This is a genomic window from Streptomyces sp. NPDC050806 (assembly GCF_055586425.1).
The window spans coordinates 430676-455899 of record NZ_JBVJIF010000003.1; the positions used below are offsets into that span (position 1 = coordinate 430676).

The window sequence follows — 25224 nt, forward strand, 5'->3', positions numbered from 1 at the left end:
CATGGCGAGGAAGGAAAACGCAGACACCTCTGCGAACCCCGGGCGGCTCAAGCAGATCGCCCTGACCTACAAGATGACCCGTCGGGTCGACTCCAAGGTCGGTCTTGTCGTCGCGGGCGTGGGCATCGTCGTTTTCGGCGTTCTCCTTGCCATCGGCTTCCTGATCGGCCACCCCGTGTACGCCGGCATCCTGGGCTTCCTGCTGGCCTTCCTGGCGATGGCGATCATCTTCGGCCGGCGCGCCGAGAAGGCCGCCTTTGGTCAGATGGAGGGCCAGCCGGGAGCCGCGGCCGCGGTACTGGAGAACATCGGCCGCGGCTGGTCGGTGACGCCCGCGGTCGCGATGAACCGCAACCAGGACGTCGTGCACCGTGCGGTCGGCAAGCCCGGCATCGTGCTCGTCGGCGAGGGCAACCCGAACCGGCTCCGTGGCCTGCTGGCCGCGGAGAAGAAGCGGATGGCCCGTACGGTCTCCGACGCCCCGGTCCACGACTTCGTGGTCGGTGACGGCGAGGGCCAGGTCCCGCTGAAGAAGCTGCGCACGACGCTGATGAAGCTGCCGCGCGTACTTCCCGGCGCCCAGGTGACGGCCACCAACGACCGGCTGAAGGCGCTCGGCGACCTGATGAGCAACATGCCGGTGCCGAAGGGGCCGATGCCCAAGGGCATGCGGATGCCGAAGGGCGGCCGGATGCGGTGACGCCTCCGGCGTCCTTGTGACGACACGGCTGCGGCCCGGGACCTCATGGTCCCGGGCCGCTCTCGATTGTGCCGGAACGACGCCTCAGATCCGTACCTGTACGGACCGGGCCAGGCGGTCGTGCAGGCCGCGGCCGTCGCGGTCCCAGATCGCGGCCGGGATGACGATCATCAGCGCGATCGTCCGGGCCAGCACCCGCGGCAGCGAGAGCCGGCCGCCCCCCTCGGCGACGACCCGCAGGCCCAGCAGCCGCTTCCCGGGCGTGAAGCCGACCGTGCCGACGGTGAGCAGGCTCAGGACGAGGAAGACCAGCAGCGCCCAGTTGCTCGCCGCGTTCGCCTTGCCGCCGCTGAGGAGCCCGTACGCGATGAGCATGCACAGCGCCCAGTCGACGAGGAGGGCCACGATCCGGCGGCCCGGCCGGGCGATCGAGCCGGGTCCGTGCTCCGGCAGCCCCAGCTGCTGGCCCCGGTAACCGAAGTCGATGCCCATGTCCTCGGCCGCCGCGCGGGGCCCCGAGAGCCACGATCCCATTGCTTGCCTGTTGTCCACCCGTCCACGGTACTGCGACCGCATACATTTCCCGCCGGGCGGGGCGTCCGGAACGGGGTACGGGGGCCGCCCCGCCGTACGGCATGACACGGCCGAACCGGTACGTGGCACGGCCACCACACCGGGCCACGGCCGCCCGGCACTACGGGCCACGGCCACCGCGCGCCGGTTAACCTGAGCGAAACAAATGGGTCATGCTTGGGAAATCCCGCCTACCTAAGGTCGGGCGAGCGCGCCACCGCACATGGTCGCGATCCGAGGAGCAACCCCGAGCCGCCGACCGGTGACCGGGCTAGGAGGAGTTGGATGTTCCAGAACGCCGACGAGGCCAAGAAGTTCATCGCGGATGAGGACGTCAAGTTCGTCGACGTCCGGTTCTGCGACCTGCCCGGTGTGATGCAGCACTTCACGGTGCCCGCGGAGGCGTTCGACCCGACGGAGGAGCTGGCGTTCGACGGCTCCTCGATCCGCGGGTTCCAGGCCATCCACGAGTCCGACATGGCGCTGCGCGCGGACCTGTCCACGGCGCGGGTCGACCCGTTCCGCCGGGACAAGACCCTCAACGTCAACTTCTTCATCCACGACCCGATCACCGGCGAGCAGTACAGCCGCGACCCGCGGAACGTGGCGAAGAAGGCCGAGGCCTACCTCGCCTCCACCGGCATCGCCGACACCGCGTTCTTCGGCCCCGAGGCCGAGTTCTACGTCTTTGACTCGGTCCGCTTCGAGACCTCCGCGAACCGCTCGCTGTACGAGATCGACTCCGAGGCCGGCGCCTGGAACACCGGCGCGGTCGAGAACAACCGCGGCTACAAGGTCCGCTACAAGGGCGGCTACTTCCCCGCCCCGCCGGTCGACCACTTCGCCGACCTGCGCGCGGAGATCTCCCTGGAGCTGGACAAGCAGGGCCTGAAGGTCGAGCGCCAGCACCACGAGGTCGGCACCGCCGGCCAGGCCGAGATCAACTACAAGTTCAACACGCTGCTCGCCGCGGCCGACGACCTGATGCTCTTCAAGTACATCGTGAAGAACGTCGCCTGGCGCAACGGCAAGACCGCGACCTTCATGCCCAAGCCGATCTTCGGTGACAACGGCTCCGGCATGCACGTCCACCAGTCCCTGTGGTCCGGTGGCGAGCCCCTCTTCTACGACGAGCAGGGCTACGCGGGTCTCTCCGACACCGCCCGCTACTACATCGGCGGCATCCTCAAGCACGCCCCGTCGCTGCTGGCCTTCACCAACCCGACGGTGAACTCCTACCACCGCCTGGTCCCCGGCTTCGAGGCCCCGGTCAACATGGTGTACTCGCAGCGCAACCGCTCCGCGGCCATGCGTATCCCGATCACCGGCTCGAACCCGAAGGCCAAGCGCGTCGAGTTCCGCGCCCCGGACCCGTCCTCCAACCCGTACCTCGCCTTCTCGGCGCTGCTGCTCGCGGGCCTGGACGGCGTGAAGAACAAGATCGAGCCGGCCGAGCCGATCGACAAGGACCTGTACGAGCTGGCTCCCGAGGAGCACGCGAACGTCCAGCAGGTCCCGACCTCGCTCCCCGCGGTCCTCGACGCCCTGGAGGCGGACAACGAGTACCTCCAGCAGGGCGGCGTCTTCACCTCGGACCTGATCGAGACCTGGATCGACTACAAGCGCACCAACGAGATCGCCCCGATCCAGCTCCGCCCGCACCCGCACGAGTTCGAGCTGTACTTCGACATCTAAAAAACACCGCTGAAGAGCGCCGCTCGCACGGCCGAGGGCCGGCACCCCGCAGGGGGTTGCCGGCCCTCGGCCGTTTCCGGTGCTTCCGCTTCGGTGCTTCCGCTCCCGCTTTCGCTTCAGGCGATGCGCGCCGAGACGCAGGGGTCCTCGTTGCGGTAGCCGAGGCGGTCGTAGAGGCGCTCGGCCGGGGTGTTGTCGGTGAGCTGCCAGAGGGTGCAGTAGCCGTGGCGGCGTACTGCGTAGCGGGTGAGCCAGGAGGTGAGGGCGGCGCCGAGGCCCTGGCCGCGGAGGGCGGCGTCGGTCGCGACGGAGGCCATCAGCGGGGCTCCGCTGTCCCGGAGGCTGCTCAGGGCGCCGCAGGCGACCAGCCGGCCGTCCGCGTCGCGGATGCCGGCCCACAGGCTGACGCCCTCGGCGCCGGGGCCGGTGGAGTGGGCGGGGCTGTGCGCGTTGAGGAAGGCGAGCAGCTCGTCGTGGTGGGACTCGTCGAGGGCGACGACCCGGTCCTCGCCGCGCTGGACGGGCGGCTCGTCCATCGTCCAGCGGAAGATCCACTCGACGATCCCGGTCACCGGGAGGTGGCGGCCGACCAGGGTCTCGGTGCCGCGGGGGCCGGTGAACTCCCGCACCCGGTCGGGCAGGCCCAGGGCCGCGCGCAGGACGAGTCCGGCGGCGGCTTCCGGCTCGCCGACGCTCCACACATGGCCGCGGGCGTCGTCGAGCCAGGCGGCGGCACCGTCGCCGGTCCAGCCGGCCCGGCCGGCCGGTCGCTGCCGCGCGGCGCCGAAACGCAACAGGGCCGAGCCGGTACGGCTCTCCAGGCCCTGGTCGAACAGGTCGGCGGTCCGGGGGACAAGAGTCGTTGCCAGCATCGCTCTCTGAGGGGAGGTAGGGACAGGAAGATGCGCAGACTCCGACATTCCGGGCACGTGGCAGGCGCGACCGGAAGGCTCGTCTGAGATAGGGGGTTTCCCGGCAGCGGCAGCGCACGCGCGCGCCCGGCCCACCAGGACGGCCCACTGTGACATACCGCCCCGGGGCCGGGGCAAATCCGGCCCCACCAGCACATTCATGAGTGATACATCCATGAGGGCCGCCACCCCGTGCCGGGTGCGTACCGGTTCGGTCGAACCACTGCGCTCCGACGTGTCATCGGGGTAAGAACGTGATGCCGACGCACATGCTCCGGGCGGGGCGGACGAGCGGGCATCGAAGCAGGGGGACGTGAGTGGCGACTTCGCAGCAGCCCCATGACCCGGTCGTCACCGGGCAAGCGGGATCACCAGCGGATGCGGTGGGCGAACCGAACGGGACGTCCACCGCCGATACGGCGGGCGCACCCGTGGGGCCCACCGCCACAGCTCCGTCGCCGTGGGCGGTCGTGGGGCCGAAGATGCTGCACTGGCTGTTCTTCGGTGTCGGCTTCGGCGTCCTGCCGATCGGCCTCGGCTACGTCATGAATTCCTTCACCCACCGCGGGGTCAGCCTGTCGGAAATCCTCAGCCGGGGCGAGCTGTTGATCGTCACCACCAGTCTCGCCGCCGCGGCCGCGGGACAGATCATCACCCGGTCGGGCTCGGGCCTGCGGAACATCGTCGGGTTCCTGGCGTTCTCGAACATCGCCATGGCGTGCGTGACAGCGGGCCTCTTCGCCTTTGTCACCTCGGCCCCGCAGGTCAGCCAGAAGCTGGACCAGGGATCCGTTACCGGGTCTTCGCTGGTCCTCTTCATCGCGACCTTCGTCACCGCCGGCGCGAGCACCTTCATCGCAGAATGGGAGCAGGCCTGATGTGGGCACTCATCCCTGAGATCGCGGCCGGGCTCGGCGCGAGCATCAGCGCCGTGGCCACGTCCATCGCCTTCCGGCTGTGGCGCGGAAAGCGGGACCACCATCCCGATGTCGTGGTGACCCGGCAGAGCGGAAGCGTGCGCATCACGGTCTCCGGAGCCGATGCGGAGCAGGTCCACCGGGCGCTGGCGAGTCTGGACGCCGAGGATGTCGAGGGCTCGGGCCACGCGAACGGAGACGGCCCGCAGTCCGCAACGCCCCGGGAACAGTGAGGCCCGCGGACCGGCACGGCCGCCGCTCCGGATGCGGGGCGGCGGCCGTACGGCGATCGAGAGTGCCTGCTACTCCCCCGCCAGCAGTTCCCGGAGTTCGGTGACTGTGGTGCGGAGGTGGGTGGCGAAGGCGTGCATCTGGTCGGCCACCGGGCGGGGGGTGCTCAGGTAGAGGTTGAAGCGGTCGGGCAGGAGGACGTACGCGATGCCGATGCAGCGGCTGCTGGTGGAGCCGAAGCCGAAGAACTGGATGTTCTCGGACGGGGCCGAGCTGGTGCTCAGGTAGTCGTCGCGCATCGTCAGCCAGCCCGGGGAGCGGTAGAGGGCGGGCTGTTCGGTGATGCCCAGCTCGGTGCCGCGGCGGCGCTGGATGAGTTCCAGCTCCCAGAGGTGCTGTTCGGGGGCGTCCCCGGCCTGGCACTCCTTTGCCCGGGTGACGTGCGCCGTGGCGGCCGCGCGGAAGGCCGCCCGGCGGGTCCCGGCATCGGTCGCCGGGTCCTCCATGGCCGCCACGAACGCCTGGATCTCGGGGGTGACGACGCGCATGGCCTCGGTACGGCCGCGCCGCCACTGCCGGGTGGCGATCGATTCGTACGTGGCGCCCAGCCTGCCCTTCGCGCGCTGGTGGGCGAGCTGGTACGCGAGCTGCACGAACGCGTCGGGCGAGACCCGCAGCGCCTTGGCCGCCGTGGAGCCGAAGTCCTCGAAGGTAACGGTCTGCGTGGCGGTGTCCGCGCCGTACTGGGCGAAGGCCTCGGCGGCGGCGCGGGCGCGCGCCCGGAGGGCGTCGTCCAGGTGCCAGGTGAGCGCGGAGAACTCCGGGCGGCCCTGGGAGCGGGCGCCCGACTGCCGGGACTGCTCCTCGGCCGGCGTGCCGAGGAGGGTGTCGACGAAGCTGAGGATCGTCGTGCCGTCCAGGCCGCAGTGCTCGACGTTGATGCCGGCCCGGCCGTCGGCGAAGACGACGAAGGAGACGGCCTTGTCGAACCAGCGGTTGCCGCGGTCCCCGTAGAGGAGTTCGTCGCAGGTCTCCTGGGTGTCGGCGGGCGCGAAGTCCTCCAGGCAGACACAGAAGAGGGCGGTCTCGATGTCGTCCAGGGCCGCCGCGTTGCCGGGGTGGTGCGCGCGCAGCGTCTCGCGGGTGGCCGCCCAGTCGGCGCGGGCCATCGTGGTGAGATGGCCGACGGAGGTGTCCCGCGGCGCCGGTTCCGCACCCGCCTTCATGACGGCGGCCAGCCCCGCCTCCAGGTCGGCGGGGGTGTGCGGGGTGCCGTCGGCGCCCAGGACGTCCATCCGGTACATCGCGCCCCGGAAGAACACCACGACGTGGCGCGCGTCGGACGGGCCCGGCCACTCCGCCGAGTACGGGTGGCGGACCGTGTCCTGCTGGGCGCCCGGGATGCGGGTGGTGGAGAAGAGGTACTTGTTCTGCTCCATCGTCTGCGGCGCGCCGCGCAGCAGCACCGGCGGGATCTCCTCCCGGTCCAGCCGCCGCTTGTAGGCGACGGCCGAGGCGATCAGCCCGGCCGCCCGCTCCAGCTGCGGCAGCCCGGTGTCCTGGAAGAGGAAGAAGAAGTTGGCGTTGAGGGCGATGCGGTCCCGGCGGCCGAGGTAGCGGTACGGCCAGAAGGTGTCGAGCCAGCTGTGCACGCCGGGGGTGCGGTCGTACTCCTCCAGCGCCGCCTGGAGTGCCGGGCCGGGTCCGTCCGGGCCGCTGAAGGCGGCCACCTCCGCCTCGGTCGCCGCCCGCTCCTCGGGGGTCAGCAGCGGACCGCACCAGTCGAGGAACCGCGTACAGCTGTCCGCCAGCGTCGGCAGCGGCACCCGCGGCAGGGTGTCCTCGTGGGCGAAGGTGGACGGAGGTGCGGAGACGGACGGGGCGGCGCTGCCCGAGGGGGCGGTGGCCGTGGACCGACTGGGGTTCAAAGCTGCTCTCGATTCGGGTCGTGACGATCAAGGGACCTGGTGCGTCCGAGGGGCCTGGCGCGTCCTGCCGGGCCGTACGGGCGGGAGACGTAGAGCTGTGCGTAGAGCCAGCCTTCCGCCTCCAGCCCGGTCGCATCCACTCCGGCCTCCGACATGGTGTCCAGGACGAGCGTCTGTTCCTCCGGAGAGGCGAACCGCCGCTGTTTGAACATCCCGTCGACGCGGGTGGTCTCGTAGCCGAGGCCCGCCAGCGCGCGCTCGACCGGGTCGAAGGGGAACATCCGCAGCACGAAGTGGGCCATCCAGGGCCGGTGGGCGCCCTGCGCGCGGATGACGCGGGTGAGCGTGCGTTCGGTGACGTAGCCGATGCAGCCGGTGGAGAACACCAGGTCGGCGCCGGCCATCCGGGCCCGCTGGTCCGGCGTGGGGTCGTCGTTCTCCAGGTCGGCGTGGACGGTGTCGTCGAGGAAGCCGGCCTCCCGCGCGTACGACAGCGCGTTCCCGGAGGAGTCCAGGCCGACGACGCGGGTGGGGTGCGCGGGCCGGCGGGCGCGGGACAGCTCGCGGTCGCGGGCCAGCAGTTCCTCGCGCGAGAGGCCGGCGGCCGCTTCGTCGCCGTAGCGCGCGTACAGCTCGTCCATGCCCACGTCGTACTTCAGCAGGGCGGCGTTGATGCCGTACGAGCAGCCGATGTCGACGACTTTCGGCGCCGCCACCCGGTGGTCCTCGCGGTACTCCTTGACGAGCTTGGCGAAGTACGGCTTGGCGAGCTGCGGCACGCAGTAGTCCAGCGTGCGGAGCACGGTGTAGTACGCACGCGGGTCGGGCTGCGTGTAGATGTGGTCGAGCGAGACTTTTCCGGTCGTGTCGAAGCGCACGGGGTTGCTCCTCCGTGGATCGCGAATGGGAAAACGTCCTGCGGGTGGTGCTGTGGGGTCTCCTGCGGTGTGCGTCGGGGCGCCCTGTCCTACGGAGGATGCCCCGTGGCGGGTCAGTCCAGCAGTCGGTCGCCGCGCACGGCGCGCTTCTCGGCTGCGGCGAGGTGTTCGGGGAGCACCCGGCCGAAGAGCTGGCGGGTGCGGGCCACGCTGCCGATGACGCCGGGGCGCTCGCTGTACGCGAAGATCGCCGAGTGCCGCGATGTGCCGCCCGCCACGGGGCTGACGCGGTGCAGGGAGTAGCGGCCCTTGAAGAGCTGGAGGTCGCCGGTGTGCAGCGGGAGGCGGCGTACCGGCCGGCCGCCCCGTCCGGAGAGGATGTCGCGGACGTCGTCGAAGTTCTCGTCGTCGGCGGAGCGGATGCCGGGGCAGTACTCGAAGGCGCCGCCGGTCTCGGCTTCCTGGGTGAGCATGCTGACGGTGAACTCGTTGGTGTCGAAGTGCCAGGGGTGTTCCCGGCCCGGCTCGACGACGTTGAGGACCAGTCCGGCGAGTGGGTCGGCGAGTTCGTGCAGCTCGGCGAGGCCGAAGCAGCGCGCGATGAACGTGCGGAACGCCTCGTGGGTGTAGAGCTGGCTGATCAGCGCGGCCCGCGGGATGCGGTCCCTGGCGACGAAGGCGTTCCCCCGCTCGAAGGGGATGCGGCCGGGGTGGTCGGCGGGCAGCGAGTCGTCGACGGCTATGTTGTAGACGTTGACCGTCTCGACGTCGTAGTGCGCCCGGGACGCCAGTGCGGAGCATTCCTGCCGCAGCAGGTCGCGCAGGGCCGGCTGGACGAAGTCCGGCAGTACGGTGCAGCCGACGTCGGCCAGGTCCCGGCGGGCCCGGTCGATCACGGCCCGGCCCTCGGCTCCGTCCAGTGCCGTCAAGGGATAGCGGGCCGTGTCGACCACTTGGTCGAGCGTCAGGGCTTCCAGAGTGCTCATGCGATCCTCTCCACGCGGGGCGGACGCCCCAACTCTACGGATGGGTAACGCAGTTGAGGTATCACAGTCGCAACTTTGCGGCTGTGACACGGCACACGGCCCCGGCAGGCATGTCCGGGGGCGCGGAGGGGGAGCGTCCGGCGGCCGGCCGGGGCGGACGGGCCCGTCACAGCCCGGCCGGTCGCAGCCGGGTCAGTCGCAGCCGGGGCCGTCGAGGGCGGCGGCGTCGAGGGTCTCCGTCAGGGCGTTCAGCCGGCCGCGGAGATCGGCCAGTTCGGCGAGGGGGAGGCCGGTGGCGCCGGCGATCCGGCGGGGCACCTCCTCGGCCCGGGCGCGCAGAGCCGCTCCGTCGGCGGTGAGCCGTACGGTGACGGAGCGCTCGTCGGCCGCGCTGCGCTCCCGGCGCACCAGGCCGGCCGCCTCCAGGCGCTTGAGCAGCGGGGAGAGGGTGCCGGAGTCGAGCCGCACGTGGGCGCCGATCTGCTTCACGGGCATCTCGCCGTGCTCCCAGAGGACCAGCATGACCAGGTACTGGGGGTAGGTGAGGCCGAGGTCGCGCAGGGCGGTGCGGTAGAGGCCGCCGAAGGCGCGGGTCGCCGCGTGCAGCGCGAAGCAGATCTGCTGGTCGAGCCGGAGATAGTCCTGCGGCGCGGCCTCCGCCGCCGGTCCCGCGTCCGCCCGGCCGGCCTTCTTCTCCTCCATACGCACAGCCTACCTGCCACTTTGCGCACGCTCTTATCGTGCGCGGCCCTATCGGGCACAGCTTCATTGCGCACATCACAGTGACACACGTTTAAGTTGTGCACCATTTAATTGTGTGCTGTAGTGGCAGCACGATCAGGGAGACCGGGCCGGGACGAACGGCCGGCCGGCCCCGCACCTCGGAGAGGGATGGTTCTGATGAGCGCTCTGTACACCGCCGTGGCCACCGCCAGCGGACGCGACGGCCGGGCCGTGAGCTCCGACGGGCAGCTGGACCTGGCGCTGGCCATGCCGCCCGCGCTCGGCGGCGACGGCGCGGGCACCAATCCGGAGCAGCTGTTCGCGGCCGGGTACGCCGCCTGCTTCGCCAGCGCGCTGGGGCTGGTCGGCCGGCAGGCGAAGGTGGACACCAAGGACGTGTCGGTGACCGCGGAGGTCGGCATCAGCTCCGATCCGGCCGGCGGTTTCGGCCTCTCCGTCACCCTGCGCGTGGAGCTCCCGGACGCGCTGGCCGACGGGACCGGCGCCCGCCTGATCGAGCAGGCGCACGAGGTCTGCCCGTACTCGAAGGCCACCCGCGGCAACATTCCCGTGGAGATCGTCGTCGAGTGACCGGGGCGCTATGACCCTTTATCACCGCGAACGCCCCGCCCCTCCCGGGGTGGGGTGCGTCACGGAAGGGCCCGAGTAACACGGGGTTCACATTCGAGCAATGGCCGGGAAACGGCTCATTGCCAGGGTGCATGAGTACGCCCGCACGCGTATTCGTACTACCCCGCAGGAAGGGCAAGCCCCCGTGACCATCAAGGCCGAGTACATCTGGATCGACGGCACGCAGCCGACGGCCAAGCTCCGTTCGAAGACGAAGATCCTCTCGGAGCCCACCGAGCTTGCCGAGCTGCCGCTGTGGGGCTTCGACGGTTCGAGCACCAACCAGGCCGAGGGCCACGCCTCCGACCTCGTGCTCAAGCCCGTCTTCAGCTGCCCGGACCCGATCCGCGGCGGCGAGAGCATCCTCGTCCTGTGCGAGGTGTTCAACACCGACATGACCCCGCACGCCTCCAACACCCGCGCGGGCCTGCGCGAGGTCGCGGAGAAGTTCGCGGACCAGGAGCCGATCTTCGGCATCGAGCAGGAGTACACCTTCTTCGAGGGCACGCGCCCGCTCGGCTTCCCCGAGGGCGGCTTCCCCGCCCCGCAGGGCGGCTACTACTGCGGTGTCGGCGCCGACGAGATCTTCGGCCGCGACGTCGTCGAGAAGCACCTGGACAACTGCCTCGCCGCGGGCCTGGGCATCTCCGGCATCAACGCCGAGGTCATGCCCGGCCAGTGGGAGTTCCAGGTCGGCGCGCTGCCGCCGCTGGAGGTCTCCGACCACATGTGGGTCGCCCGCTGGCTGCTCTACCGCACCGCCGAGGACTTCGGCATCTCCGCCACCCTGGACGCCAAGCCGGCCAAGGGCGACTGGAACGGCGCGGGCGCGCACACCAACTTCTCCACCCGGGCGATGCGCGAGGGCTACGACGCGATCATCACCGCGTGCGAGTCGCTCGGCGAGGGCGACAAGCCGCTGGAGCACGTGAAGCAGTACGGCACCGGCATCGAGGACCGCCTGACCGGCGCCCACGAGACCGCCCCGTGGGACGAGTACAGCTACGGCGCGTCCGACCGCGGCGCCTCGGTCCGCATCCCGTGGCAGGTCGAGCGGGACAAGAAGGGCTACATCGAGGACCGCCGCCCGAACGCGAACGTCGACCCGTACGTGGTCACCCGCCTGATGGTGGACACCTGCTGCACCGCACTGGCGAAGGCCCTCCAGGTCTGATCCGGGCCCGGCCGGACAACGGGCCCCGGCCACGCAACTCCCTTGAGGGGCGCCCCGCTTGATGCGGGGCGCCCCTCGCGCATGCCGGTCCGTGTGACGGGCGGACGAAGGACAGATCACGTCCGGTCTGGTTCAATGGGGACATGGCCAGCCTCAACGACAGCGCGACGGGTCGCACCGACCTGGAGCCGTTCTGGCCGTCCCGGCAGGATCACCTCTTCGACCGTCTGTGTTGCCGCGCGCATTGAGCGCGGGCCCGCAACGCACCTGAAGCGGCAGCCCCGCGCACGACGACGTCCCCACGACGCCCCTCTGCGCGAAAGAGCCGACCCTCATGACGAATCTCCGCACCCTTCCTGCCACTCCTCCGACGGCCACCGTTCCCGCCCCGCCCCGATTGCGTGCGGTGACACCCGGCGAGGTACCGCCGGTCGCCGACCTGTTCGGCGCCGACGCCACCTGGCTGCCGGCTCCCCCGCACACCCTGCCCGAGCTGCCGGGCCGGCCCCCGATGGTCGGCTACCTCGTGCTCGTACCCGCCGCCGAGCAGAAGCGGCCCGAGCCCGAGGCACCGGCCGTCCCCGCCACCCCGGCCGCCATCTACGGCGAAGGGGGCGTCCAGGTCGATCCCGAGCGCCGCACCGTCCACGTCGAGGGACGTCAACTGGAGCTCACCTTCCTGGAGTTCGAGCTACTGGCCCACCTGGTGGCGCACCCCCAGCGGGTGCACACCCGCGACCAGCTGGTGACGACGGTGTGGGGCTACGGCCATGTCGGCGACGGCCGCACGGTCGACGTCCACATCGCCCGGCTGCGCCGCAAGCTGGGCGCGGCGCACCGCTCGTCGATCGTCACGGTGCGGCGGGTCGGCTACAAGTACGTGCCGGTCTCCTGACCGCGGGCCGTGGGGCCCGGCCGCACCGGCCGGGCCCCACGGGTCTCCTTGCGGGACGCCGGGTTCAGGCGGCCCGTGCGCGCCGCCGGGACAGTGCCCCGGCACACGCGTCGAGCACCAGGAAGCCGGCCAGCGGAATGCCGAACAGCGGCAGGAACCAGCCCAGTACGGCCGTCGCCGCCGCCAGCGGCAGCAGTACCGTCACCGGCACCCGCCGCCAGGCCCCGCGCGGGTGGGCGCGGCCGCCCCGGAGCCCGGCGTCCCGGCGCGGACGGCGCTGCCACCACATCCGGTAACCCCAGACGATCAGCAGGATCAGCGCGATCATCAGGGCGGCCAGCGCCACCTGGTTGGCGAGGCCGAACAGCAGGCCCATGTGGAGGTCGATGCCCCATCGGGTGGCCTTGGCGAGCAGTGGGTAGTCGGCGAAGTCCAGCCGGTCGGTGACCCGGCCGCTCGCCGGGTCGACCGCGATCGAGTCCAGGTGCGCGGGCCACTCCTTGTCGGTCTGCTGGACGACGAAGGCGGGTGCCGAGGCGGTCGGTACGCGTATCTCGACGGGCCCGGACAGGCCCTCCGCCCGCGCCGTGCGCAGCGTGGCGTCCAGGCCGGCGAGCGGCCGGTCGGCTCCGCCACCATGCCCCTCGTGCCCTGCATGCCCCTCATGCCCGGTGTGGCCTTCGTGTCCGGCGTGCGTGCCGTGGTCCATGCCCGGCATCTCCGTGGGGGCGCCGGGCACCTGCGTGGACACGGCGGGGGTGGCACCGCCGAGCGCGTCCTGCAGCCGGCCGATGTGCTCGCCCGCGTACGCCGACCAGGTCAGGCCCGTGGCCGACAGCGCGAGCAGGCCCACGGCGGACCACAGGCCGACCGTGCCGTGCCAGGACAGCGTGCGCCGCCGCCCCGTCGTGCCGCGCAGCCGGCGTGCGGAGCGCCGCCGGCCGAGCCACAGCAGCACTCCGCCGAGCGCGACCACCCACATCCAGCTGGCGGCCAGTTCGCTGTAGAGCCGGCCGGGCTCGCCGAGCAGCAGGTCGCGGTGGAGGTGGTCGATGGTGGCACGCAGCGGCAGCGCGCCGGAGCTGCCGTAGCTCTCCAGCGCGCCGCGCACCGTGCCGGTGTACGGGTCGACGAAGACGGCCAGGGAGTTGTCGTCCTGCAGGCCCGGCGCGTCGAGGATCACCCGGGTCGTGGCGTCCGGACCGTCGGGCGGCCGGACCGCCGTCACCGTGCCCTCGGGATGCGCGCGCAGTGCGGCGTCCACCTGGCGGGAGAGCGGGAGGGCGGTACCGCCGGGCTCGGTGCGGAGTTCGTGCGCGTACACGATCTTCTCCGCCTGGAGGGAGCCGGCGTAGAGCAGGCCCGTCGCGGCGGCGACGAGCAGGAACGGGGCGATCAGCAGTCCCGCGTAGAAGTGCAGCCGCAGCACGAGCGGGCGCAGCGCGGGCCATCCGGAGGGCCGGGGCGGCGGCTCGGCGACCGCGGGTGTGCGGGCAGGGGCGGGTACGGACATGGTGATGCCTTCACCTTTCAGCGGCGAACATGCGGAATGTCCGCGCCGCGGCCGTGTCCCGGCCCGGTCGTCAGCGGGGCAGGGGCGGTCCGGCGGGCGCGGTGATACGAAGCACCGCGCCCGGGGGCGGGCCGCGCCGGCTGACGGCGTCGGCGATCAGTTCCCAGCGGGGCACGCGCGGCCGGGTACGTGCGGGGACGCGCGTGCGGCGTTCCGGCGCCGGGCCGCGGCAGATCACGACGAGCAGCCGCAGCGCCCGGAAGGCCGGCGCTGCCACGCAGCGCAGCAGCTGGAAGAAGGCGGCCTCGCCGTACCGGAGCCAGAGCGCGCACAGCAGGGCGGCGAGGAGATGCGCGGCCGTCATGCCGGCGGACATCCCGCCCGCCATGTCGTGCCCGGTGCCCATGGCCGCGCCGCCACCGGACATGCCCGCCATGTCATGGCCGGCGTGCATGCCCGCCATGTCGTGCGCGCCCGTCATCCCGTGCATGCCTGTCGCGCCGTGCGTACCCGTGGCACCGTGCGCTCCGGCCGTACCGGACATGCCGCACGTCATCGGGGCGCCGGCCCCGGAGCCCTGTGCCGCGGCGAAGGCCAGGTGCAGGGCGGCCTGTACGGTCAGCACGCCGCCGGTGATGGCGGGCAGGCCGCGCTGCCGGCCCGCGGCGAGCCAGGCCGCCGCGCCGACGACGGCGAGGGCCGCGCCCAGCACCCCGGGCGGGATGCCGTGCCCGGACATGACCGCGTGCCCGGCCGCCGCCAGCGTCACGCACACGGCCGCGAAGAGCGCGGCGCGCACGGCGCGGAACGGCGGGCGGGCATCGGAGGTCACGGGCCGCAATCCTGTCACCCGGGAGGGGCCCGCCGGTCCCCGGGTGGGCCGTACCGGGCGGCGTCACGCGGGCCGGGCCGGCTCCCGGTACCGTCGGCCGAGCACCACCGCCTGGGCGGCCGCCGCCAGTTCCCGCCGGTCCCGCCCGTCCGGCAGCAGCGGCGGGTGCACCGTGACCCGGGCGGTGAGCCCGCCCGCCGCGAGCACCCGGCGCAGCGAGGACGCCAGGTCCTCCTCGCCGACGAAGGAGGCCACCGTCGAGGGCGCGCCGTGCTGGAGGTACCGGACGGTGACCGGCCGTACCGGCGCGCCCGCGTCGATGGCCGCCTGGAACGTGGCCCGCCGGAAGTCCCCGTCGGTCGCCGAACACCAGGTCGTGGCCTGCGGGTAGACCACCACCGACCGGCCGCCGCGCAGCGCCGCCGCGAGGTCGGCCACCGCGAGCGGCAGGGCGCGCGGGCTGCCGCGGTCGAGGAAGCGGGTGCCGGCGCGCCGGGCGAGCGGCCCCATGACGGGCCAACCGGCGACCTCGCGCTTGGCGAGCATCGGGACCGGTTCGACGGCGAGCAGCGCGAGGATGTCGAGCCAGGAGATGTGGTTGGCGACGACGAGCGTGCCGGTCCCCGCGCCGCCGCCCGCTTCCTCCGGCGCGACCGTCAGCAGCGGGCCGTCGTGGTCGAGCGCCACCTCCAGCGCGCCGAGTGCGGCACGGGCGTGGCGGCGCAGCCGGCCGGGTTCGGCGAGCCGGTCCCGGTCGGCCGCGGCCCGCAGCAGTACGTGGGCGAAGGACGCGGCGCGGCGCGCGGTCCCGGCGAGCGGCACCCGGGGCGCGCCGTGCGCGATGCATCCGGACGTGCAGGTGGAGAGGGTGTCCCAGACGCCGGGCCGGACGGCGGCGGGGGCCGCGCTGTGCGCGCTCACCGCTGGTCGCCCAGGAAGAACCGCCGGTACCGGTCGCTGAGCCGGTCCATGTCCAGGACGACGAAGAAGTCGGCCACGTCGAACTCGGGGTCGTGCGCGGGCGCCCCGCACACCCACGCGCCCACCCGCAGGTAGCCGCGGAGCAGCGGCGGGAGTTGCGCGTAGGCGGCGGCCCCGCCGGCGGTGGCGGTGCCGGCGTCCGGGAGCCAGGGGCGGAGCGGCCGGACGCGCAGCTCGTCGGGCGCGGCGTGCTTGGTGCGGCCCAGCTCCCAGGCGGCCCGGGCACACTGCCCGCCGTCGGCGAGCGGGACGGAGGCGCAGCCGGCGAGATAGCGGTGGCCGGAGAGCAGGGTGTAGCGGGCGAGGGCCGCCCACATCTGGTTGATGACGGCGCCGGTGCGGTGGTCGGGGTGGACGCAGGAGCGGCCGGCCTCGATGAGCGAGGGGCGCAGCCCGGCCAGCGCGGAGAGGTCGAACTCGCCGTCGGAGTAGAGCCGTTCGCTGCGGCCGGGCGGCAGCAGCCGGTAGGTGCCGACCACCTCGCCCGTCGCGGTTTCGGTCACGATCAGGTGGTCCACGAGGTCGTCGTACGCGTCGATGTCGTGGCCGGGCAGCGGGGAGTGCAGCGTGGCGCCCATCTCCTCGCCGAAGGCCCGGTGGCGCAGCCGCTGCGCGGCGCGGATCTGCGCGGTGGAGTCGGCGATGGTGGTGGTGTACGCGGCGGGGGCGGGCGGGGTGGGCCGGCCTTGCGGGTACGGCGTCGTCGTCGGAAGAGATGTGGACATGACAGCTCCGATCCGGTTGAGCGGGGTCCGCCCGGCCGACTGTCCCCCCGTCCGCCGCCCCGTCGCGTGAAGCCCAGAAGGAGCGCGGGTAAGAAACCGCCGAACACTGGCCCCCGAAGGGCCGGGGCAACGCCCGGCGCCGCCGCCACGAGGGTGTCCGGGTGCATGCCGGCCCCCTTTCACTCCACTGGTCCACAGCAGCGACATTCGGCGCGTTCTGGTCGTATCAGCATCCTTGGTTACGAGCTGATCGACCGTTAGCGTTTCCCCTCGCACGTAACCGTTGATACTGCCGAGCAGTGGGGGCATGTGTGAGCCACGTCACGAGACGCAACGTGTTGGGTACCGCAGGCGCCCTGGGTGTCGCCGCGGCGGTCGGCGGGCATACCCCCGCCATGGCCGCCTCCGCCGTACCGGGGCCGGCGCGCCCCGCGGGCCCGACGGGCTCCCCCCTCGCAGCTCCCTTCGACTCCGCACCGGCGCGCGCCGCGCTCCACCGCCTCCTCCCCCGGCACGCCGACCAGTTCCGTCTCACCCCCCAGAAGCGGGCCGCCGGCACCTCCGAGCGGTTCCGCGTCACCGGCTCCCCCGGCCGCATCGAGGTCACCGGCACCAGCCCGGCCGCGATGCTGACCGGCGTCAACTGGTACCTGAAGTACGTCTGCCAGGCCCATATCTCCTGGGCCGGCGAGCAGCTGAACCTCCCCGCGAAGCTTCCCGCGCCCAAGGCACCGCTGGAACGCGCCACGAAGCTCCCCCACCGCTTCGCGCTGAACGACACGCACGACGGGTACACCGCGCCGTACGCCGACTGGGCGCACTGGGAGCGGACCATCGACGTCCTCGCGCTGCACGGTGTGAACGAGGTGCTGGTCACGGCCGGTTCGGAGGCCGTGTACCACCGGATGCTCAAGGACTTCGGGTACTCCGACGCCGAGGCACGGGCCTGGCTGCCGGCCCCGACCCACCAGCCGTGGTGGCTGCTGCAGAACATGAGCGGCTACGGCGGCCCGGTCAGCAAGGAACTGCTCGCCAAGCGCACCGACCTCGGCCGCCGGATCGCCGACCGGCTGCGGTCGCTGGGCATGCACCCGGTCCTGCCGGGCTACTTCGGCACCGTCCCGGACGGCTTCGTGAAGCGCAATCCCGGCGCCGCGGTCGTCCCGCAGGGCACCTGGTCGGGCCTGAAGCGCCCGGACTGGCTGGACCCGCGCACCGCGGTCTTCACGAAGGTGGCGCGGTCCTTCTACCGCCACCAGAAGGAGGTCTTCGGGACCGTCCGGCACTTCAAGATGGACCTGCTGCACGAGGGCGGCGACCCCGGCAAGGTCCCGGTGCCGGCCGCGGCGAAGGCCGTGGAGCGGGCGATGCTCGCCGCGCACAAGGACGCCGTCTGGGTGATCCTCGGCTGGCAGGAGAACCCGCGGCGCGACCTGCTGGACGCCCTCGATCCCGGGCACCTGCTGATCGTGGACGGCCTCTCCGACCTGGAGACGGTCAAGGACCGGGAGAAGGACTGGGGGAACGTTCCCTACGTCTTCGGCTCGATCCCGAACTTCGGCGGCCGCACGACCATAGGGGCCAAGACCCACATGTGGGCCGAGCGGTTCACCACATGGCGGGACAAGAAGGGCAGCAAGCTGGTCGGCACGGCGTACATGCCCGAGGCCGCCGAGCGGGACCCGGCGGCGTTCGAGCTCTTCAGCGAGCTGGCCTGGCGGGACGACCCGGTGGACCGCGCGGCGTGGTTCGACGGCTACGCGGACGCGCGGTACGGCGGCCGGGACGCCAAGGCCCGGGCGGCGTTCGCGGCGCTCCGGGAGAGCACGTACGAGATCAGCAGCAAGGACGGCCGGCCGCACGACTCGATCTTCGCGGCGCGCCCGTCGCTGTCGGCCCGGTCCGGCACGCACTACGCCACGCACACGCCCGCGTTCGACCTGGCGCGGTTCGACGTGGCGTTCGCCGCGCTGCTGGGCGTCCGGCCCGCGCTGCGGAACAGCGACGCCTACCGCCTGGACCTGACCGACCTGGGCCGGCAGGCACTGGCGAATCGATCCTGGCAGCTGATCCCGCAGCTGGAGGACGCGTACAAGCGCAAGGACCTCGACGCCTTCCGCACCCTCGCCAAGCTGTGGCTGCAACTGATGCGGCTCAGCGAGGACATGACGGGCGCGCACCGGCACTTCCTCCTCGGGCCCTGGCTGGACGCCGCCAAGCGGATGGGGACCGGCGACAAGGAGAAGGCACAGCTGGAGCACTCCGCGCGGGCCCTGATCACCACCTGGGCCGACCGGCCCACCGCGGACGGCGGGAAGCTCGCCAACTACGCCAACCGCGACTGGCACGGCCTCATCGGCGACTTCCACCTCCCGCAGTGGCAGCGGTACCTCGACGAGCTGGAGGACGCGCTCGCGGCCGGCCGCAAGCCGAAGACCTTCGACTGGTACGCCCTTGAGGAGCCGTGGACGCGGGAGCGCAAGGACTACCCGCTGCGGCCCACCACCGACGCGCACCGCACCGCGCAGCGGGTGCACGACGCGCTCGCCAAGGCTCCGTACCAGGGCCGGGTCGTCGTCGCCGCCGAGCCGGCCACCATGGAGCCGGGCGGCGCGACCACCCTCACCGCGACCCTGCACAACCTCAGCGGGCTGCGGGACACCGGCCGGGTGGACTTCGCGCTGAGCGGGCTGGACGCCGAGGACCGCGGCCCCGTCTCGCTGCCGTCGATACCGGCCGGCGGCAAGGGAGACGTCGACTGGCGGGTCGCGGCACCCGCCGAGCCACTGACGTCGCCGCTCAAGCCGATGCCGTACGAACTGACGGTGAGTTACGGGCCGAAGGGCGAGACGGCGGTCTCGGCGGTGCAGTCGGGCTCGCTCTTCGTGGCCGGGCCGCTGGACAAGGACCTGCGCACGGTCACCACCAACGAGGCGGTTTTTGGTCAGCTGGACGGGCGCTTCGCCATCGACGGGGCGGGCACCGACCTGTGGAAGGCCACCGCCGAGTTCGGCGCCGTCTACCGTCCGCAGGCGCTCCGCGCGGGCGGCTCGATGACGGTGAAGGTCACCGGGCAGTCGGTCACCGGGCCCTGGGCACGGGCCGGGATCGCCGCCCGCAACAGCCTGGGCGCCGGGGGCTCGGCGGGCTTCGTGAACCTCTCCGTCACACCGGACAACGGTGTCGCGCTCTCCTACGACACCGACGGCGACGGCACCCTGGACCGCTACGAGCGCGTGACGGGCGTCAAGGCACCGGTGACGCTCCGGCTCTCCCGGGAGGCGGGCGGCGCGTTCAAGGGCGAGTACTCCACGGACGACGGCGCCACCTGGCGCACCGTGGCCACCGCCACCGTGCCCGGCGCGGCCGCCGCACAGGACGCCGGCCTGCACATGTCGGCGGCCAACGGCGGCTCGGGCGCCCGCGGCCGGGTGGAGTTCAGCGGCTGGCGGACGGACTGACGCGACGCGGTGGCGAGACGGCGACCCCGGACGGTGCGGCACCGTCCGGGGTCGTTCGTTCGCTCCCCGTAGCCGCCGCGCTCGGCGTACGCTGACCTCCGTACCGTCCCGGCTATCGCGAGGAGTGCACCGCATGAGCGCCGCAGCTGAGAAGGAGTGGCTCTACGCCCTCGACATCTCCGATGCCGTCTGGCAGCGCGCCCCCGGCGACTCCGAGGAGGCCGTGGAGATCGCGTTCCTGGAGCGCGGTGCCGTGGCCATGCGCAACTCCACCGACCCCGACGTGGTGCTGCGGTACACCGAGGGCGAGTGGCGCGCCTTCGTCCTGGGCGCCCGGGACGGCGAGTTCGACCTCGACCGGCAGCGCTGACCCGCCGGATGGTCAAAGTGACCATCCCATGAATCACTCGTTCTACGGAACGTGGAGCAGCAGCAGGCAATAACCCCACCACCGGACCGCACCTCCCCGCTCGGCGTCATCGACGTCGAGCAGGCGGAAGCCGCGCTCGTGGAGCACTATCCCCGGCTGGTCCGGCTGGCCTATCTGGTCCTGCCGCCCCGCCTCGGCCGCAATCGCCGCGTGCTCACCGCGCACGCCGTCGCCCAGCGGGCCCTCCCCCGGCACCGCACCGCCGCCGAGGAGACCGTGCTGCCCGCGCAGCGCGCCGGCGGCCGGCCGGCGCCGGACCCGGGATACGCCTTCGTACGGCAGCGGGTGCTGCGCGCGGCACTCGCCGCCGACCGCCCGGCGCTGCGGTTCGGGCGCCTGCGGCTGCCGCTCCCCCAGCTCCCGCCGCCGCTCCCCCAGGTGTGGGGGCTGCGGCTCTTCCCGCGCTCGGGCGGCGCCGACGAACTCGCCCTGGACCAGGCGCTCTCCGCGCTGTCGGCACCGGCCCGCGCGGCCTACGCACTGCGTGGCCTGGAGGGCATGGGCGACCGCGAGGTGCGGCGGGTGCTGGCGGCGGTGGGCATCGCGGAGCCGCGCGAGGCGCTGGCCGAGGCGGACGGCGCCCCGGCCCCGGCGGGCAGCCGGGACGGCTCGCTGCTGGACTCCGCCGAGTTCGACCCCTGTTCGCTCCAGGCGCGGCCGACGGACCTCATCCGGCGGCGCCAGCACGTACGCGTCGCGCTGGCGGCGGGCGTCGCCGCGGTGGTGTGCGGGGCGCTGCTGGCCCTGCCGGGCGACGGCTGGGGGCGGGACGGCGCGGCGGCGCCTCCGTACGCGCGCAACGCCGCGGCCGAAGCGGCGCTGAAGCCGGGCGACTTGACCCGCGTCCCGGCCGACGCCTGGCGGACCGCGGCGCGGGAGGACTTCTCGGCCTGGCCGGCGCGCGGCGGCCGGACGCACGACACGGCCCTGCTGCGCCGCGCGCTGGCGGCCTGGGCCCGCCCCGGCGATCGGGTCCAGGTCTCCACGACGCCCGGCACGCCGTCCGGGCCCGCCGCCGGGCCGGCGCAGCTGCTGTACGCGGGCGAGGTGGACCGGGCGGCGGTGGTGCTGCTGTACGACGGGCTGCGCGTGGTGCGGTACGCGGAGTCGGTGGACGGGCCGGGCGGCGGCGCCGTGCTGGACTTCGCGCGCACGGACGGCGCGGAGGCGGCCGGCGCTGCGGCGCTGGTGGTCAGCCGTACGGACGGCAACGTCCGCTATCTGACGGCCCCTTGGGTGCGTGAGGTGACGCTCGCGGACCTGACCGGCGGCCCGGAGGAGCGGGCGGCGGTGCTGCACCGCGCGGCGGACGGCGTGACCGATCCGGCCCCGGCGCCCGGACGCGGCCCGTCCTGCACCCGCTGGCCCGCGCTGACGATGGCCGGGCGGCTCTACACCGACCTGGGCGAACTGACCCCGGCCCGGCTGACGTACGGCGAGCCGGGCCGCGCCGCCGAGCCGACGGGGCGGGACGCGCGGACCGCGTGGGCGCGGACGGCCTGCCAACTGCCGGCCGTCCGGGCGCTGGGCGTGCGGGAGGTGAACGCCTGGGAGTACGCGCGCCAGCGGCTGCCGGAGCGCGGCGGGACGGCGACCTGGCTGTGCACGCGCGCCGAGACCTGGCGCGGCTCGGGGAGCCGGGCGATGGCGCAGTTCCAGGCGCCGGTGGCGGGCGACGGCGACGGGCCGGGCGCCCGCCGGTATCCGCCGGGTGCGGTGGCGGCCCGTACGGAGGGCGGGCGGGCCTGCGGGCCGCGGTCGCCGCACGCGCTGGCCGGGGTGCTGTGGAAGTCGGCGGCCGGGCACTGGTGGCTGGTGGCGGCGGGCAGTGCGGAGGTGCGCGGGGTGACCGCGGGCGGCGGGGTGTCCGGCCGTACGAAGGGCCGGCTGCTGGCGGTGCGGGCGAAGGCGGGCGCGCACGCGCGGCTGTCCGCGCGGCTGCCGGACGGCGGCAGGTTCACGGCACTGCACTGAGGACGGGCGGGTGCGGGGGTCGCGGGTGGGTCCCGTGGCCCCTTTCGCCTGCCGGCGGGAAATCCTCTGCAAGGGGCTGTCGCTCCTTCTTACCGCCCAGTACATTGACGCCATGTCTAACAAGGCCCCGTTGCGGCCCGCGCCGGTCGCCTCGGAACACACTCCGCTGAAGGCCCGCAACGTCGCTTTCGACTGGAGCGGGACGCCCCTGCACTGGGTCCCCGGTGACCCGTCCACCACCCACACCATCAACGTGCTGCACCTCCTGCTGCCGGCCGGTGAGCGCTGGTTCGTGCACGTCTACAAGCAGGTGCTGCCGTACATACGGGACGAGCGGCTGCGCGCCGACGTCATCGGGTTCATCGGCCAGGAGGCGATGCACTCCCAGGCGCACGACGACGTACTGCCGCACCTCAAGGCGCAGGGCCTGGACCCCACTCCGTACACGGCACAGGTCGACTGGCTCTTCGAGAAGCTGCTCGGCGACCGCACCCTGCCGCCGGGCCGGGCCCGGCACTGGTGGCTGCTGGAGCGGGTCGCGCTGATAGCGGCGATCGAGCACTACACCGCGTTCCTCGGCGACTGGGTGCTCAACGCCGAGGCGCTGGACGCCAAGGGCGCCGACCCGACCATGCTGGACCTGCTGCGCTGGCACGGCGCCGAGGAGGTCGAGCACCGCTCGGTCGCCTTCGACCTCTTCGTGCACCTCGACGGCGGATACCGGCGCCGCACCCGCACCTGGGCCACCGCCTTCGCGGCGCTGGTCTTCCTGTGGCAGCGCGGCGTGCGCTTCTTCATGACGAACGACCCCACGCTGCTCGACGGCAAGGCCTCCTTCAAGGAGTTCTTCCGCGCCGGGCGGCAGGGCGTCCTGCCGACCACCGGGGCCGTGGTCCGCACGATCCCGCAGTACCTGCACCGGACGTACCACCCCTCGCAGTACGGCAGCACGGCGCAGGCCGCCGCCTACCTGGCCGACTCCCCCGCCGCGACCGCGGCCGACGCCCGCACCCGTGGAGCCGCCTGACATGACCGCCATCCTCCGCTCCCGCCGCGTCCGCGCCGCCGTGGTCACCGCCGGCGCCGCCCTGCTCGTCGGCCGGGCCCTGCGCCGCCGGGTCGAGGAATCCCCGCTGTGGCCGATGCCGGCCCTGGAGGAGCCGATATCCGGTACCGGGCGGCGCGGCAGCGGGCGCCGCGAACTCCTCGTCGTCGAACGCGCCGAGGAGGCCGAGGGCGTCGTACGGCTGCGCCTGGAGGGCGAGTCGCTGCCGGGCTGGGAGCCGGGCGCCCATATCGACCTGGTGCTGCCCTCGGGCACGGTGCGCCAGTACTCGCTCTGCGGCGACCCCGCCGACACCGGGGCGTACACCATCGCCACCCGGCTGATCGAGGACGGCCGGGGCGGCTCCCGCGAGGTGCACGAGCAGCTCCAGGAAGGCACGGCCGTGGAGGTGCGCGGGCCGCGCAACCGCTTCCGGCTGGACGAGTCCCACGCCTACCTCTTCGTCGCGGGCGGCATCGGTATCACGCCGATCCTGCCGATGCTCCGCCGGGCCGAGCGCGAGGGCGTGCCCTGGCAACTGGTGTACGGCGGCAGGTCGCGCGCCTCGATGCCGTTCCTCGCCGAGATCGAGAAGCTGGCGGGGGCGGGCGGGGACCGGGTGACGGTCGTCGCCGAGGACGAGGACGGGCGGCCGGACCTGGCCGCGGCCCTCGCCGGCGCACCGCCGCGCTCCGCCGTCTACTGCTGCGGCCCGCAGCCCCTGATGGACGCGGTCGCCGCACTGCTGCCGGCCGGGCTGGAGCTGCGCACCGAGGCGTTCGCGCCGGTGGCCGAGGGTGCCGGCACGGCGGGCGGCGCCTTCGAGGTGGAGCTGCGGCGCACCGGCCGTACGGTCGCGGTCGCCGCGGACCGGAGCATCCTGCGCGCCCTCCGCGAACAGGCCGTGCCCGACCTGCCGTACAGCTGCGAGCAGGGCTTCTGCGGGACCTGTCTGCAGAGCGTGGTCGAGGGCGACATCGACCACCGCGACGAGCTGCTGACCGACGCCGAGCGCGAGGACCGGATGCTCATCTGCGTCTCGCGGTGCCACGGCACACGCCTGGTGCTCGACCTGTAGCCGGAACCGGCGCGGGTCCGGCCGGTCACCGACGGTGGCATACCGCTGCCGCACCCCGGTCGTTAGGGTGTTCGCATGACGACCGGGGTGCGCCGCAGGATGGGTGTCGAGGAACGCCGTGAACAGCTGATCTCCGTGGCTCTGGGCCTCTTCAGCCACCGCGCCCCGGAGGACGTCTCCATCGACGAGATAGCCGAGGCCGCGGGCATCTCGCGGCCGCTGGTCTACCACTACTTCCCCGGCAAGCAGAGCCTGTACGAAGCGGCGCTGGGCCGGGCCGCCGACGAGCTCGCCGCGCGTTTCGTCGAGCCGCGCGAGGGGCCGCTGGGCGAGCGGCTGCTGCGGGTGATGGGCCGCTTCTTCGACTTCGTCGACGAGCACGGGCCCGGCTTCTCGGCGCTGATGCGCGGCGGTCCCGCGGTCGGCTCCAGCCGCACCAGCGCGATGATCAACGGTGTCCGGCAGTCCGCCTACGAGCAGATCGTCGACCACCTGGGCCTGGCGGTCCCGGCGCCGCGCATGGAGCTGGTGATCCGCTCCTGGATCTCGCTCGCGGAGTCCACCGCCCTCCAGTGGCTGGACGGCAAGCGCATCCCGCGCGCCGAGCTGGAGCGGCAGCTGGTGCACGACTTCGCCGCGCTGGCCGCGGTGAGCGCCGCGTACGACGAGGGGATGGCGGAGACGCTGCGGGCGATCCTCGCCGCCGAGCCGATCGACGGCCCCTTCGCGGAACTCGCTGCGCGGCTCCTGTCCCTGGTCCCGACCGACGCCTGAACACCGCTGCGACCGCCCTGGCCTTCGAAAACGACCGACTGGGCGTCACTCGTCGACACATCCGACCGCTGCGCGATCGACTCTCACCAGCTTCTTGCATTCGCTTTCGTCGCCGTCTGCGGCGATGCCAGAGTGGCCTTCCCACGGCGGTGCGTGGGAAGGACGTGAAG

23 protein-coding genes are annotated in these 25224 nt (G+C 73.1%); 13 read left to right on the forward strand and 10 right to left on the reverse strand.

The genetic code is table 11. The features are described from left to right. Position 1: 1 nt before the first annotated feature. Positions 2–700, forward strand: coding sequence for a DUF4191 domain-containing protein (locus ACZ6WH_RS11240; RefSeq protein ID WP_432853348.1), 699 nt, complete (start codon positions 2–4; stop codon positions 698–700). Positions 701–784: 84 nt separating this feature from the next. On the opposite strand, the gene ACZ6WH_RS11245 is transcribed toward ACZ6WH_RS11240, so the two are convergent. Further along, positions 785–1252, reverse strand: coding sequence for an RDD family protein (locus ACZ6WH_RS11245; RefSeq protein ID WP_399708260.1), 468 nt, complete (start codon positions 1250–1252; stop codon positions 785–787). Positions 1253–1558: 306 nt separating this feature from the next. Here ACZ6WH_RS11245 and glnA point away from each other — a divergent pair, with 306 nt between their 5' ends. After that, a complete protein-coding gene (gene glnA / locus ACZ6WH_RS11250) occupies positions 1559–2968 on the forward strand; it encodes a type I glutamate--ammonia ligase (protein ID WP_432853351.1) in 1410 nt (469 codons plus the stop codon). A gap of 116 nt (positions 2969–3084) precedes the next feature. Here glnA and ACZ6WH_RS11255 read toward each other — a convergent pair whose 3' ends face one another. Beyond that, positions 3085–3840 carry a GNAT family N-acetyltransferase gene (locus ACZ6WH_RS11255; protein WP_432853383.1) on the reverse strand — a complete coding sequence of 252 codons (756 nt, stop codon included), beginning with the start codon at positions 3838–3840 and terminating at the stop codon, positions 3085–3087. Between the two features lie 356 nt (positions 3841–4196). Here ACZ6WH_RS11255 and ACZ6WH_RS11260 point away from each other — a divergent pair, with 356 nt between their 5' ends. Both ACZ6WH_RS11260 and ACZ6WH_RS11265 read left to right on the forward strand, forming a co-directional pair. Then, positions 4197–4757, forward strand: coding sequence for a hypothetical protein (locus ACZ6WH_RS11260; RefSeq protein ID WP_469727621.1), 561 nt, complete (start codon positions 4197–4199; stop codon positions 4755–4757). Then, positions 4757–5029, forward strand: coding sequence for an effector-associated constant component EACC1 (locus ACZ6WH_RS11265; RefSeq protein ID WP_469727622.1), 273 nt, complete (start codon positions 4757–4759; stop codon positions 5027–5029). The genes ACZ6WH_RS11260 and ACZ6WH_RS11265 overlap by 1 nt, the downstream gene beginning before the upstream one ends. A 69-nt stretch (positions 5030–5098) precedes the next feature. Here the strand turns inward: ACZ6WH_RS11265 and ACZ6WH_RS11270 are convergent, their stop codons facing one another. The 4 genes from ACZ6WH_RS11270 to ACZ6WH_RS11285 all read right to left on the reverse strand — a co-directional run bounded on the left by ACZ6WH_RS11270 (position 5099) and on the right by ACZ6WH_RS11285 (position 9521). Beyond that, positions 5099–6862, reverse strand: a complete 1764-nt coding sequence (locus ACZ6WH_RS11270) for a choline/carnitine O-acyltransferase (RefSeq protein ID WP_432864293.1) — start codon at positions 6860–6862, stop codon at positions 5099–5101. 89 nt (positions 6863–6951) lie between these two features. Next, the gene (locus tag ACZ6WH_RS11275; protein ID WP_469727623.1) at positions 6952–7833 is read right to left on the reverse strand and encodes a class I SAM-dependent methyltransferase; all 882 of its coding nucleotides are present in this window, start codon (positions 7831–7833) and stop codon (positions 6952–6954) included. Positions 7834–7946: 113 nt separating this feature from the next. Continuing rightward, positions 7947–8819 carry a HalD/BesD family halogenase gene (locus ACZ6WH_RS11280; protein ID WP_469727624.1) on the reverse strand — a complete coding sequence of 291 codons (873 nt, stop codon included), beginning with the start codon at positions 8817–8819 and terminating at the stop codon, positions 7947–7949. A gap of 192 nt (positions 8820–9011) precedes the next feature. Then, positions 9012–9521, reverse strand: a complete 510-nt coding sequence (locus ACZ6WH_RS11285; protein ID WP_469727626.1) for a MarR family winged helix-turn-helix transcriptional regulator — start codon at positions 9519–9521, stop codon at positions 9012–9014. A 198-nt stretch (positions 9522–9719) separates the two neighbouring features. On the opposite strand from ACZ6WH_RS11285, the gene ACZ6WH_RS11290 reads away from it, so the two are divergent. The 3 genes from ACZ6WH_RS11290 (at position 9720) to ACZ6WH_RS11300 (ending at position 12241) form a co-directional block, all read left to right on the forward strand. Continuing rightward, complete coding sequence (locus ACZ6WH_RS11290) at positions 9720–10133, forward strand: organic hydroperoxide resistance protein (protein WP_469727627.1); 414 nt, start codon at positions 9720–9722, stop codon at positions 10131–10133. Positions 10134–10317: 184 nt separating this feature from the next. Next, a complete protein-coding gene (glnII, locus tag ACZ6WH_RS11295; RefSeq protein WP_432853403.1) occupies positions 10318–11346 on the forward strand; it encodes a glutamine synthetase in 1029 nt (342 codons plus the stop codon). A gap of 334 nt (positions 11347–11680) precedes the next feature. Then, positions 11681–12241, forward strand: a complete 561-nt coding sequence (locus ACZ6WH_RS11300) for a winged helix-turn-helix domain-containing protein (protein ID WP_469727628.1) — start codon at positions 11681–11683, stop codon at positions 12239–12241. Positions 12242–12305: 64 nt separating this feature from the next. Here ACZ6WH_RS11300 and ACZ6WH_RS11305 read toward each other — a convergent pair whose 3' ends face one another. From ACZ6WH_RS11305 to ACZ6WH_RS11320, 4 genes are all read right to left on the reverse strand, one after another. Then, on the reverse strand, positions 12306–13754 hold the full coding sequence (locus ACZ6WH_RS11305; protein ID WP_469727629.1) for a PepSY-associated TM helix domain-containing protein: 1449 nt from the start codon (positions 13752–13754) through the stop codon (positions 12306–12308). A 70-nt stretch (positions 13755–13824) separates the two neighbouring features. After that, on the reverse strand, positions 13825–14586 hold the full coding sequence (locus ACZ6WH_RS11310) for a hypothetical protein (RefSeq protein WP_469727631.1): 762 nt from the start codon (positions 14584–14586) through the stop codon (positions 13825–13827). A 63-nt stretch (positions 14587–14649) separates the two neighbouring features. Continuing rightward, positions 14650–15507: a lysophospholipid acyltransferase family protein gene (locus ACZ6WH_RS11315; RefSeq protein WP_469727632.1), complete on the reverse strand. Its 858-nt coding sequence runs from the start codon at positions 15505–15507 to the stop codon at positions 14650–14652. Further along, positions 15504–16292 carry a GNAT family N-acetyltransferase gene (locus ACZ6WH_RS11320; protein ID WP_469727633.1) on the reverse strand — a complete coding sequence of 263 codons (789 nt, stop codon included), beginning with the start codon at positions 16290–16292 and terminating at the stop codon, positions 15504–15506. Before ACZ6WH_RS11320 ends, ACZ6WH_RS11315 begins: the two co-directional genes overlap by 4 nt. Before the next feature lie 311 nt (positions 16293–16603). Between ACZ6WH_RS11320 and ACZ6WH_RS11325 the strand changes: the two genes are divergently transcribed. The 6 genes from ACZ6WH_RS11325 (at position 16604) to ACZ6WH_RS11350 (ending at position 25054) form a co-directional block, all read left to right on the forward strand. Then, positions 16604–19753: an alpha-N-acetylglucosaminidase gene (locus tag ACZ6WH_RS11325; RefSeq protein WP_469727635.1), complete on the forward strand. Its 3150-nt coding sequence runs from the start codon at positions 16604–16606 to the stop codon at positions 19751–19753. Between the two features lie 133 nt (positions 19754–19886). Then, the gene (locus ACZ6WH_RS11330) at positions 19887–20123 is read left to right on the forward strand and encodes a DUF397 domain-containing protein (protein ID WP_361565653.1); all 237 of its coding nucleotides are present in this window, start codon (positions 19887–19889) and stop codon (positions 20121–20123) included. 51 nt (positions 20124–20174) lie between these two features. Then, the gene (locus tag ACZ6WH_RS11335; protein WP_469727636.1) at positions 20175–22157 is read left to right on the forward strand and encodes a hypothetical protein; all 1983 of its coding nucleotides are present in this window, start codon (positions 20175–20177) and stop codon (positions 22155–22157) included. A gap of 112 nt (positions 22158–22269) precedes the next feature. Further along, positions 22270–23184 carry a metal-dependent hydrolase gene (locus tag ACZ6WH_RS11340; RefSeq protein WP_432853425.1) on the forward strand — a complete coding sequence of 305 codons (915 nt, stop codon included), beginning with the start codon at positions 22270–22272 and terminating at the stop codon, positions 23182–23184. A 1-nt stretch (position 23185) separates the two neighbouring features. Beyond that, positions 23186–24280 (forward strand): PDR/VanB family oxidoreductase, encoded by a 1095-nt coding sequence (locus ACZ6WH_RS11345; RefSeq protein WP_469727637.1) that lies wholly within the window; start codon positions 23186–23188, stop codon positions 24278–24280. 75 nt (positions 24281–24355) lie between these two features. Then, positions 24356–25054, forward strand: a complete 699-nt coding sequence (locus tag ACZ6WH_RS11350) for a TetR/AcrR family transcriptional regulator (RefSeq protein WP_469727638.1) — start codon at positions 24356–24358, stop codon at positions 25052–25054. Positions 25055–25224 lie beyond the last annotated feature (170 nt).